Genomic DNA, 11,190 nt, shown 5'->3' with positions numbered 1-11,190 from the left:
CGCAGGCCGCGGGCGAAGGTCATGTCGACCTTGGCATTGACCTGGGTCTGGCCGATGCCTTCCAGGTGGTATTCGATCGGATCTTCGACGGTGAGGATGTTCCGCGTGCGGTCGTTGAGCGTGGTCAGGCTGGCGTACAGGGTGGTGGTCTTGCCCGAACCGGTGGGCCCGGTGACCAGCAGGATGCCATGCGGCTTGCGCACGGTTTCGTCCATCAGCCTGCGGTCGCGCTCGCTCATGCCCAGGTGCTGCAGGTTGAGGCGCCCGGCCTGCTTGTCGAGCAGACGCAGCACCACGCGCTCGCCGTTGGCCGAAGGCAGGGTCGAGACGCGGATGTCCACCTCGCGCCCGCCGACCCGCAGGGAAATCCGCCCATCCTGGGGAATACGCTTTTCGGCGATGTCCAGCCGCGCCATGACCTTGATCCGCGATACCAGCAGGGCCGCCAGCTCGCGCTTGGGCTCCAGCACCTCGCGCAGCACGCCGTCGACGCGGAAGCGCACCACCAGGCGCTTCTCGAAGGTTTCCAGGTGGATGTCCGAGGCGTTCTCGCGGATCGCCTCGCCGAGGATCGCGTTGATCAGGCGAATGATCGGCGCGTCGTCCTCCTGCTCCATCAGGTCCTCGGTTTCCGGGACCTGGTCGGCCAGCGCGGCGAGGTCCAGGCTGCCGCCGAGGTCCTCGGCGAGCTGCATGGCCGCCGAGGAGTCATGCTGGTAGGACGCCGCCAGGGCCTGGTTGAAGGCATCCTCGCCGAGCGCCTTGAGCGGCAGGCGGCGGCCGGCGAAGCGCTGCGCCTCGGCGATCGCCGCCAGCTCCACCTGCGGCCGGCAGGCCAACCAGTACTGGTCCTCCAGACACAGGAACAGCAGGCCCTGGCGTTTGGCGAAGCTGAACGGCAGACGCCGTGGCGGTGCGGCCGGCTCGGCGATATCGGGTAACGGGGCTGTCATCATGGATGCCTTATAGCGGTAACCTTACAGAAGTATCTTGGTCGTATATGACCACTGAACGGTTACCGTCAGTATTGTTAGTTGTTAGTCATTTTGTGCGGCCGGTCCCGGGTTCCTCTTGCAGAAATATCCTGGCGAACCGTTATCTTAAGCACAAGCGTGCCTGGCCCGGCCAGTCACACCTATTGATAGAAGTAGGTAGCCTACCGGCAACGAACTGCTATGATCCCTCGGCGATCTTCAGACATAACGATAAAGACCAGGAGTGATGTATTGCCTTTCTCCGGCGCCTCTTCCCGCTGGCTGCAGCGGTACGCCCCGGCCCTTCTGGCTGTTGCCCTGATCATCGCCATGAGCATCAGTCTCGCCTGGCAGGCCGCCGGCTGGTTACGCCTGCAACGCAGCCCGGTGGCCGTCGCCGCCTCGCCGGTCAGCCACGAATCGACCCGCAGCGACCCGACCCGCCTGGCGCGCCTCTTCGGCACCAGCGCCCAGGACCCCAACGCCCCGCCACCGGCCACCAACCTCGACCTGGTGCTCAAGGGCAGCTTCGTCCAGAGCGATCCCAAGCTGTCCAGCGCGATCATCCAGCGCCAGGGCGACAAGCCGCACCGCTACGCGGTCGGCGGCGAGATCAGCGACGGCGTGAAGCTGCACGCGGTCTACCGCGACCGCGTCGAACTGCAGCGCGGCGGGCGCCTGGAAAGCCTGCCCTTCCCGCACCGTTCCGGGGGACTGCTGGCCAGCGCGGACGACATTACAAGCGAGAACGACTCGATCGAACAACTGCAAAGCCTGCAGGATGAGAACGCTGCAGCATTGCGCGAGCGCCTGGACGCCTTGCGCCAGCAGATGGAAGCCACGCCCATCGCAGAACCCGCCGAAGAAGACTCGAGCGAGCCCACGACCACGCCTACGGAAAGCGACTGACCCGATGTCCCAGCCTTTGCTCCGCGCCCTGTTTGCCCCTTCCAGTCGTTCGTACGTTCCCGCCGTCCTTCTCAGCCTGGCCCTCGGCATCCAGGCGGCGCACGCCGAAAACAGCGGCGGGAACGCCTTCGTCCCCGCCGGCAACCAGCAGGAGGCGCACTGGACGATCAACCTCAAGGATGCCGACATCCGCGAATTCATCGACCAGATTTCCGAGATCACCGGCGAGACCTTCGTCGTCGACCCGCGGGTCAAGGGTCAGGTCAGCGTGGTCTCCAAGGCCCAGCTCTCGCTGAGCGAGGTCTACCAGCTGTTCCTCTCGGTGATGAGCACCCATGGCTTCACCGTGGTCGCCCAGGGCGACCAGGCGCGCATCGTGCCCAACGCCGAGGCCAAGACCGAGGCCGGCGGCGGCCAGAGCGCGCCGGATCGCCTGGAGACGCGAGTGATCCAGGTGCAGCAGAGCCCGGTATCGGAACTCATCCCACTGATCCGTCCGCTGGTCCCGCAATATGGCCACCTCGCCGCGGTGCCCTCGGCCAACGCACTGATCATCAGCGACCGCAGCGCCAACATCGCGCGAATCGAAGACGTGATCCGCCAGCTCGACCAGAAGGGCAGCCACGACTACAGCGTGATCAACCTGCGCTACGGCTGGGTGATGGACGCCGCCGAGGTGCTCAACAACGCCATGAGCCGCGGCCAGGCCAAGGGCGCGGCAGGCGCCCAGGTGATCGCCGACGCGCGCACCAACCGCCTGATCATCCTCGGCCCGCCGCAGGCGCGCGCCAAGCTGGTGCAACTGGCGCAGTCGCTGGACACCCCGACCGCGCGCTCGGCCAACACCCGGGTGATCCGCCTGCGCCACAACGACGCCAAGACCCTCGCGGAAACCCTCGGCCAGATTTCCGAAGGCATGAAGAACAACGGCGGCCAGGGCGGCGAACAGACCGGCGGCGGCCGACCGAGCAACATCCTGATCCGAGCCGACGAAAGCACCAACGCCCTGATCCTGCTGGCCGACCCGGACACGGTCAACGCCCTCGAGGACATCGTTCGCCAGCTAGACGTGCCGCGCGCCCAGGTATTGGTGGAAGCGGCCATCGTCGAGATCTCCGGCGACATCCAGGATGCCGTCGGCGTGCAATGGGCGATCAACAAGGGCGGCATGGGCGGGACCAGGACCAACTTCGGCAATACCGGGCTGTCCATCGGCACCCTGCTCCAGGCGCTCAAGGACGACAAGCCGCCAGCGCTTCCCGACGGCGCCATCGTCGGTATCGGCAGCAGCAGCTTCGGCGCGCTGGTCACCGCGCTGTCGGCGAACAGCAAGAGCAACCTGCTGTCGACCCCGAGCCTGCTGACCCTGGACAACCAGAAAGCGGAAATACTGGTCGGTCAGAACGTCCCCTTCAATACCGGCTCCTACACTACCAACAGCGAAGGTTCGAGCAATCCTTTCACCACGGTCGAACGCAAGGACATCGGCGTCAACCTCAAGGTCACCCCGCATATAAACGACGGCGCGGCCCTGCGCCTGGAGATCGAGCAAGAAATCTCCTCCATCGCCCCCAGCGTGCAGCAGGTCAGCAACACCGACATCATCACCAACAAGCGCTCGATCAAGAGCACCATCCTCGCCGAGAACGGCCAGGTCATCGTGCTCGGCGGCCTGATCCAGGACGACGTGGTGCAGGCAGAGTCCAAGGTACCGCTGCTCGGCGATATTCCCTGGCTGGGCAAGCTATTCCGCTCGACCAAGGACACTCACACCAAGCGCAACCTGATGGTCTTCCTGCGCCCGACCGTAGTGCTCGACGGCGCAGGCCTGGCGGCGATTTCCGGGAAGAAGTACAGCGACATCCGCGTGCTCGACGGCCGTCGCAGCCCAGAAGGCCGTGGGAGCATCTTGCCGAGCAGCGCCGGACAATTGTTCGACGGTCAGACCGTCGACCTGCGCGACCTGAAAGCGGAGTAACGTTCCTCGGGCTCTCCTGCGAGACAGCGGAGGACAACAAAAAAGGCGCGGCCCCTTGCGGGTCAGCGCCTTTTTCACATCGACATGGCAACACTCAGTCGAGGTAGATCATTTTCCGGGTCATGCCGCCATCGACCAGGAATTCCTGGCCGGTGACGAAACCGGCGTCCTCGGAGAGCAGCCAGGCCACCAGCGACGCGACATCCTCCACCGTTCCGACCCGGCCGACCAGGTGCTGGTCGTGGTCCAGCTCGGTCAGCGGCGCAGCCTCGCGCTCGGTGGCCTCGCGGGTATCGATCCAGCCGGGGCTGAGCGCATTGACACGGATCTCCGGGCCCAGGCTGGCGGCCAGGGCATGGGTCAGCGCCAGCAACCCGCCCTTGCTCGCGGCGTAGGCCTCGGAGTCAGGCTCCGACTGGTGGGCACGAGTCGAGGCGATGTTGACGATGGCGCCATTGTGCGCGCGCAGATAAGGCGTGCAGTACTTGGCCAGCAGCATCGGACCGGTCAGGTTGACCGCCAGGGTGCGGGTCCACTCGCCGAGGCTCAGCGCCTCCAGCGGCGTATTGCGCGGATTGGCGATGGCGGCGTTGCAGACCAGGCCGTCGAGGCGGCCGAACTGACCGAGCACCTCGGCCACGCTCATCGCCACCTGGCCCTCCTGGGCCACGTCCATGGCCACGAACCAGGCGTGCTCGCCCAGCGCCTCGGCCACCCTGGCCCCGCGTTCACGGTCGTTGTCGGCAAGCACTACCTGCCAGCCCTCGGCGATCAGCCAGGCACTGATGCCCAGGCCAATGCCCCGGGCCGCCCCGGTGACCAGGGCGACCTTGCCGTTGCCTCGCAGGTTGGGTTCGATCACAGCGCGGCCAGCCCCCGGGCCATGTCGGCCTTGAGGTCGTCGAGGTCTTCCAGGCCGACCGCGACCCGGATCAGGCTGTCGCCGATCCCGGCGCGCGCGCGGTCCTCGGGGGACAGTCGACCGTGGGAGGTGGTCGCCGGGTGGGCGATGGTGGTCTTGGTGTCGCCCAGGTTGGTGGTGATCGAGACCATCCGGGTAGCGTCGATGAAGCGCCAGGCGGCATCGCGCCCACCCTTCACGTCGAAGCTGACGACCGCGCCGAAGCCGCTCTGCTGGCGCCGGGCCAACTCATGCTGAGGATGGCTCTGCAGGCCCGCATAGTAGACCCGCTCGATGCCCGGCTGGCGCTCCAGCCATTCGGCCAGGGCCAGGGCACTGGCGCTGTGCGCCTGCATGCGGATACGCAGGGTTTCCAGGCCCTTGAGGAACAGCCAGGCGTTGAACGGGCTGAGGGTCGGTCCGGCAGTGCGGAGGAAGCCGACCACTTCCTTCATCTGCTCGCCGCGACCGGCGACCACCCCGCCCATGCCCCGGCCCTGGCCGTCGATGTACTTGGTCGCGGAGTGGATCACCACGTCCGCACCGAGCTTCAGCGGCTGTTGCAGGGCCGGCGTGCAGAAGCAGTTGTCCACCGCCAGCAGCGCACCCTTGGCGTGGGCGATCTCGGCCAGCGCAGCGATATCCACCAGCTCGGCCAGCGGGTTGGATGGCGACTCGACGAAGAACAGCTTGGTATTCGGCTTGCACGCCGCCTCCCAGGCCGCGAGATCGCTCAACGGCGGATAGTCGACCTGGATGCCGAAGCGCTTGAAGTACTTGTCGAACAGGCTGATGGTCGAGCCGAACACGCTGCGCGAGACCAGCACGTGGTCGCCGGAACTGCACAGGCTCATCACCAGGGCGAGGATCGCCGACATGCCCGACGCCGTGGCCACCGCCTGCTCGGCTCCTTCGAGGGCGGCGATGCGCTCCTCGAAGGTGCGTACCGTGGGGTTGGTGTAGCGCGAATAGACGTTGCCCGGCACTTCGCCAGCAAACCGCGCGGCCGCGTCGGCGGCGGTGCGGAAGACGTAGCTGGAAGTGGTGAACAGCGCCTCGCCGTGCTCGCCCTCCGGCGTCCGCCGTTGCCCGGCGCGAACCGCCAGGGTGTCGAAGGCCGCGCCTTCCAGGTCGCTGTCGAGACGCCCGGCATCCCAGTCCTGAGTCATGCCGCTCTCCCCTTTGTCAGTCGTTATACAGATCGATGATCGCGCTGACCGCCTGGCTCTTGGCCTTGGTCGCATCGTTGCGCGCCTGTTCGATCCGGTTCAGGTAGGCCTCGTTGACGTCACCGGTCACGTACTCACCGTCGAACACGGCGCAGTCGAAGTGATCGATCTTGATCTTGCCGCCGCCGACCGCATCGATCAGATCGGGCAGGTCCTGGTAGACCAGCCAGTCGGCGCCGATCAGCTTGCTGACGTCCTCGGTGCTGCGATTGTGCGCGATCAGCTCGTGCGCACTCGGCATGTCGATGCCGTAGACGTTGGGGTAGCGCACGGCCGGCGCGGCGGAGCAGAAGTAGACGTTCTTCGCCCCGGCCTCGCGGGCCATCTGGATGATCTGCTTGCAGGTGGTGCCGCGGACGATGGAGTCATCCACCAGCATCACGTTCTTGCCGCGGAACTCCAGCTCGATGGCGTTGAGCTTCTGCCGCACGGATTTCTTCCGCGCCGCCTGGCCGGGCATGATGAAGGTGCGGCCGATGTAGCGGTTCTTGACGAAGCCCTCGCGGAACTTCACGCCGAGCCGGTTGGCCAGTTCCAGCGCCGCGGTGCGGCTGGTGTCCGGGATCGGGATGACCACGTCGATATCGTGGTCGGGACGCTCGCGGAGGATCTTGTCGGCAAGCTTCTCGCCCATGCGCAGGCGCGCCTTGTACACCGAGATGCCGTCCATGATCGAATCCGGACGCGCCAGGTAGACGTGCTCGAAGATGCACGGCGCGTATTTCGGCGCCTTGGCGCACTGGCGGGTGTAGAGCTTGCCTTCCTCGGTGATGTACACCGCCTCGCCCGGCGCCAGGTCGCGGATCAGGGTGAAACCGAGTACGTCCAGGGCCACGCTCTCGGAGGCGATCATGTATTCGACGCCGTTCTCGGTATGCCGCTGGCCGAAGACGATCGGACGGATCGCATTGGGGTCGCGGAAACCGACGATGCCGTGGCCGGTGATCATCGCCACCACCGCGTAGCCGCCGACGCAACGGTCGTGCACGCAGGAAACCGCGGCGAAGATGTCCTCCTCGGTGGGCTGCAGCTTGTTGCGCACCGCCAGCTCGTGGGCGAACACGTTGAGCAGCACTTCCGAATCGGAGTTGGTGTTCACGTGGCGCAGGTCGGATTCGTAGATTTCCTTGGCCAACTGCTCGACATTGGTCAGGTTGCCGTTGTGCGCCAGGGTGATGCCGTAGGGCGAGTTGACGTAGAACGGCTGCGCTTCCGCCGAGCTGGAGCTGCCGGCGGTCGGGTAACGCACATGGCCGATGCCGACGCTGCCGATCAGGCGCTGCATGTGGCGCTGCTGGAAGACGTCGCGGACCAGGCCGTTGTCCTTGCGCAGGTACAGCTTATCGTCATGGCAGGTGACGATACCGGCAGCGTCCTGGCCGCGATGTTGGAGGACGGTGAGCGCGTCATACAGCGCCTGATTGACGTTCGACTTGCCCACGATACCGACGATGCCACACATGTGACGCAACCCCTACTTGGCTCAAGCTGGAAAGATGGGAAGCGCGATCGGCCCGTCCCGGACCATCGAGCTGACCAGGGCCTCGTGGGCCACTGGCTCCCGCGAATCGGCGACCTTCGCCGCCGACTGGCTCGCGGCACGTCCTGTGCCGCCGGCGCCGCGCCATCGACGCGCCGCCCTGGAAAACCGCGGGACCCGGCCTCGGCCAGTGTCCCGCCAAAATCACTGGCTGGGAAGCAGCCCGCCGATGCCGCTCGGCGGCGTTATCGGCGCGGCCGGCAACCACTGGCCGGCGAAACCGAGAATGAAGTTCTTCGACCAGTCGGCGACCATCAGGAAATGCGGCATCAGCACCGACTGCTGCCACCAAGGGTCCTGCTGTACCGGGGCCAGGCTGAGCAGGCCGACCAGCAGCACGACCAGCAGTACGCCGCGCGCACCGCCGAAGACCATGCCGAGGAAGCGGTCGGTGCCGGACAGGCCGGTGACCCGGATCAGTTCGCCGATGAGGTAGTTGACCAGCGCCCCGAGCAGCAGGGTGGCGATGAACAGCAGCGCGCAGGCTGCGATGATGCGGGCCGAGGGGGTCTGGATGTATTCACCCAGGTGCTGCGCCAGCGCCCCGCCGAACATCCAGGCCACCGCGCCGGCGACTATCCAGGTAAGCAGGGACAAGGCTTCCTTGACGAAGCCGCGACTCAGACTGATCAGGCTGGAAACGACGATGATGGCGACCATCGTCCAATCGACCCAGGTAAATGCCACTATGCAGCCCACAAGCAGAAAAGGCGCTGCATTTTAGCAGAGCGCGCCCGCGACGGTAAGCCGCGGGTCGCGGTCAACCGCGTTCCGGCTGGAAGCGCACGACGAAGCCGTTGAGCTTCTGCTGCTTGCCCAACTGGTCGCGCAGGCGATCCGCCTCGGCGCGCTGGATCACCGGCCCGACGAAGACCCGGTTCATCCCGTCGAAGCTGCGGATATAGGCGTTGTAGCCCTGGGAGCGCAAGGTCTTCTGCAATTCCTCGGCGCGCGCCCGGTTGGACAGGCTGGCAAGCTGTACCGACCAGCTCTGCGGCAGGTTGTTGGCGTCCAGGCGCTTCTCCGCGGGCGGCGGGCTCGGCGGCGCAGCGGGCGGTTGCGGCTGGCTTGGCGGCTGGCTGGCGGCCGGCGCCTGGGCCTGGGCCTGGGCCTGGGCCTGGGCCTGGGCGGGCGGCTGGGTGGCGGGCGGGGTCGTCGGCAGGCCGCCGATCGGCTGGCTAGGCTGCCCGGCGGCGGCCGGGGAGCCTTCCTGGACGATCTCGGGAGCGATGTCTTCTTCGCCGGGCTGCAGTTCCGGCACCTCGGTCGGCTGCACCTCGACACTGGGCATGGCCGGCGATTGCGGGCGCGGCGGCGCTTCCACCACGACCTGGCGCGACTCGTCTTCGCGGGTGAACAGCATCGGCAGGAAGATCACCGCCAGGGCGATCAGCACCAACGCCCCGACGATGCGCTGCTTCAGCCCTCTTTCCAGCAAGGCCATGATTTACTCCCCCTTATCCGTTCTACGGGCCAGCCATTCCAGGCCTTCGGCCACGCTATAGAACGATCCGAACAGCAGAATGACATCATCCGCGGTAGCCTTGGCGCACTGCGCGTCCAGGGCGGCGGCGATATCCGCATGGCTGCTCGCCGGAACCTGGCGCAGGATCAGCGCCGCCTCCAGCTCCGCGGCCGGCCGCGAACGCGGGGTCGGCAACGGTGCAACGGCCCAATCCTGCACCAAGCCAGTCAAGGGTTCCAGTACGCCATCCAGGTCTTTGTCCGCCAGCAGGCCGAAGACCGCCAGGTAGCGTCCTCGTGGCGCTGCGGCACGCAGGCGTTGCGCCAGGTACTGGGCGGCCTGGGGATTGTGCCCGACGTCCAGCAGGAGCTGGCGTGGCTGGCCGTTCCAGGACAGGTCGCGGCGATCGAGGCGACCGGTCACCCGGGTCCGCCGCAGCGCCTCGGCCAGCCGCTCCGCCTGCCAGGGCAACTCGAGCAACGCGTAGGCCTGCAGGGCCAGCGCGGCGTTTTCCATGGGCAACTCGAGCAACGGCAGATCGTGCAGCGCCAGCGCCTGGCCGTCCGCGGCCAGTCCGCGCCAGTGCCAGCCATGATCGGCGAGCGCCAGGTCGTAGTCGCGACCACGCAGGTAAAACGGTGCCCCCAGCGCAGCCACCTGCTCCAGCAATGGCTGCGGGGGATCGAGATCGCCGCACAGGGCCGGTTTGCCGGCGCGCAGGATACCGGCTTTTTCGAAAGCCACGCTTTCGCGGGTATCGCCCAGCCAGTCGGCATGGTCCAGGCCGATGCTGGTGATCAGCGCCAGGTCGGCGTCGATCAGGTTGACCGCATCCAGGCGCCCGCCAAGGCCGACTTCCAGCACCGCGAAGTCCAGCCCGGCGCGCTCGAACAGCCAGAAGGCGGCCAGCGTGCCCATTTCGAAATAGGTCAGGGAAATCTCGCCGCGTGCGGCCTCCACCGCGGAGAAGGCGTCGCACAGTTGCGCATCGCCGGCCTCGACGCCGTCGATCCGCACCCGCTCGTTGTAGCGCAGCAGGTGCGGCGAGCTGTAGACCCCGACCGACAACCCCTGCTCATGCAGCAGTTCGGCGAGCAGGGCGCAGGTAGAGCCCTTGCCGTTGGTCCCGGTAACGGTGACCACGCGTTTCGCCGGCCTTCCCAGGCCGAGCCGGCGCGCTACCTCGCGGGAACGCTCCAGGCCCATGTCGATGGCCGTCGGATGGAGTTGTTCGAGATAGCTCAGCCAATCGGCCAGGGAACGCTGGGTCATGCGGATACGGGGCTCGGCGAATGAGTGAAGGCCGACAGCAGATTGGCCAGGCGCGGCCGCAACTCGGCACGATGCACGATCATGTCGATGGCGCCATGCTCGAGGAGGAACTCGCTACGCTGGAAACCTTCCGGCAGCTTCTCGCGGACGGTCTGCTCGATCACGCGGGGACCGGCGAAGCCGATCAGCGCCTTGGGTTCGCCGACGATCACGTCGCCGAGCATCGCCAGGCTGGCGGAAACGCCGCCGTAGACCGGATCGGTCAATACCGAGACGAACGGGATGCCTTCTTCGCGCAGGCGCGCCAGGACCGCCGAGGTCTTGGCCATCTGCATCAGCGAGATCAGCGCTTCCTGCATGCGCGCGCCGCCGGAGGCGGAGAAGCAGATCAGCGGGCAGCGCTTCTCCAGGGCGACGTTGGCCGCGCGCACGAAGCGCTCGCCGACGATGGCACCCATCGAACCGCCCATGAAGGAGAACTCGAAGGCGCAGGCGACCACCGGCATACCCTGTAGCTTGCCGCTCATGGCGATCAGCGCGTCCTTCTCGCCGGTATCCTTCTGTGCCGCGGCGAGGCGATCCTTGTACTTCTTGCTGTCGCGGAATTTCAGGCGGTCGACCGGCTCGAGGTCGGCGCCCAGTTCCTCGCGACCGTCCTCATCGAGGAAGATGTCCAGGCGGGTACGCGCGTTGATGCGCATGTGGTGATCGCACTTCGGGCAGACATCCAGGGTCTTTTCCAGCTCCGGACGGTACAGCACGGCTTCGCAGGACGGGCATTTGTGCCACAGGCCTTCCGGCACCGAACTCTTCTGGGACTCGGAACGCATGATGGAAGGGATCAGCTTGTCTACCAGCCAGTTGCTCATGCTCTTTGTTCTCCAGTGCAAGGTCGGGATGGCCGCACCGATACGGTGACGGC

General features: G+C 66.5%; 9 protein-coding genes and 1 pseudogene. 2 read left to right on the top strand and 8 right to left on the bottom strand.

The genetic code is table 11. The annotated features are described in order from the left end of the window. Window positions 1–956: pseudogene (gene xcpR, locus HMPREF2886_RS16655) on the bottom strand (GspE family T2SS ATPase variant XcpR); the annotation flags it as partial. A 219-nt stretch (window positions 957–1,175) separates the two neighbouring features. On the opposite strand from xcpR, the gene xcpP reads away from it, so the two are divergent. Next, complete coding sequence (gene xcpP / locus HMPREF2886_RS16650) at window positions 1,176–1,883, top strand: type II secretion system protein N (protein WP_042173362.1); 708 nt, start codon at window positions 1,176–1,178, stop codon at window positions 1,881–1,883. A 4-nt stretch (window positions 1,884–1,887) separates the two neighbouring features. Then, a complete protein-coding gene (gene xcpQ / locus HMPREF2886_RS16645) occupies window positions 1,888–3,861 on the top strand; it encodes a GspD family T2SS secretin variant XcpQ (RefSeq protein WP_009313777.1) in 1,974 nt (657 codons plus the stop codon). Between the two features lie 94 nt (window positions 3,862–3,955). On the opposite strand, the gene HMPREF2886_RS16640 is transcribed toward xcpQ, so the two are convergent. From HMPREF2886_RS16640 to accD, 7 genes are all read right to left on the bottom strand, one after another. After that, window positions 3,956–4,723 (bottom strand): SDR family oxidoreductase, encoded by a 768-nt coding sequence (locus HMPREF2886_RS16640; protein ID WP_058173218.1) that lies wholly within the window; start codon window positions 4,721–4,723, stop codon window positions 3,956–3,958. Then, on the bottom strand, window positions 4,720–5,931 hold the full coding sequence (locus HMPREF2886_RS16635; protein WP_003110062.1) for an O-succinylhomoserine sulfhydrylase: 1,212 nt from the start codon (window positions 5,929–5,931) through the stop codon (window positions 4,720–4,722). The genes HMPREF2886_RS16640 and HMPREF2886_RS16635 overlap by 4 nt, the downstream gene beginning before the upstream one ends. A gap of 16 nt (window positions 5,932–5,947) precedes the next feature. Next, window positions 5,948–7,453, bottom strand: coding sequence for an amidophosphoribosyltransferase (purF, locus tag HMPREF2886_RS16630; protein ID WP_003091383.1), 1,506 nt, complete (start codon window positions 7,451–7,453; stop codon window positions 5,948–5,950). Between the two features lie 222 nt (window positions 7,454–7,675). After that, on the bottom strand, window positions 7,676–8,218 hold the full coding sequence (locus tag HMPREF2886_RS16625) for a CvpA family protein (RefSeq protein WP_003113932.1): 543 nt from the start codon (window positions 8,216–8,218) through the stop codon (window positions 7,676–7,678). 73 nt (window positions 8,219–8,291) lie between these two features. Then, window positions 8,292–8,975, bottom strand: a complete 684-nt coding sequence (locus tag HMPREF2886_RS16620) for an SPOR domain-containing protein (protein WP_070747871.1) — start codon at window positions 8,973–8,975, stop codon at window positions 8,292–8,294. A 3-nt stretch (window positions 8,976–8,978) separates the two neighbouring features. Next, a complete protein-coding gene (gene folC, locus HMPREF2886_RS16615) occupies window positions 8,979–10,268 on the bottom strand; it encodes a bifunctional tetrahydrofolate synthase/dihydrofolate synthase (RefSeq protein ID WP_070747868.1) in 1,290 nt (429 codons plus the stop codon). After that, entirely contained in the window at window positions 10,265–11,137 is an 873-nt protein-coding gene (gene accD / locus HMPREF2886_RS16610; RefSeq protein WP_003104199.1) for an acetyl-CoA carboxylase, carboxyltransferase subunit beta, read from the bottom strand. The genes folC and accD overlap by 4 nt, the downstream gene beginning before the upstream one ends. Window positions 11,138–11,190: the final 53 nt, after the last annotated feature.

This window comes from Pseudomonas sp. HMSC066A08 (genome assembly GCF_001813025.1).
Taxonomy (GTDB): Bacteria; Pseudomonadota; Gammaproteobacteria; order Pseudomonadales; family Pseudomonadaceae; genus Pseudomonas; species Pseudomonas aeruginosa.
This window is presented reverse-complemented; position numbering and strand designations above follow the sequence as displayed.

Coding starts and splice junctions, on each gene's coding strand:
- folC (WP_070747868.1), bottom strand. CDS start 10,268: ATGACCCAGCGTTCCCTGGCCGATTGGCTGAGCTATCTCGAACAACTC.
- HMPREF2886_RS16620 (WP_070747871.1), bottom strand. CDS start 8,975: ATGGCCTTGCTGGAAAGAGGGCTGAAGCAGCGCATCGTCGGGGCGTTG.
- xcpP (WP_042173362.1), top strand. CDS start 1,176: ATGATCCCTCGGCGATCTTCAGACATAACGATAAAGACCAGGAGTGAT.
- HMPREF2886_RS16635 (WP_003110062.1), bottom strand. CDS start 5,931: ATGACTCAGGACTGGGATGCCGGGCGTCTCGACAGCGACCTGGAAGGC.
- accD (WP_003104199.1), bottom strand. CDS start 11,137: ATGAGCAACTGGCTGGTAGACAAGCTGATCCCTTCCATCATGCGTTCC.
- xcpQ (WP_009313777.1), top strand. CDS start 1,888: ATGTCCCAGCCTTTGCTCCGCGCCCTGTTTGCCCCTTCCAGTCGTTCG.
- purF (WP_003091383.1), bottom strand. CDS start 7,453: ATGTGTGGCATCGTCGGTATCGTGGGCAAGTCGAACGTCAATCAGGCG.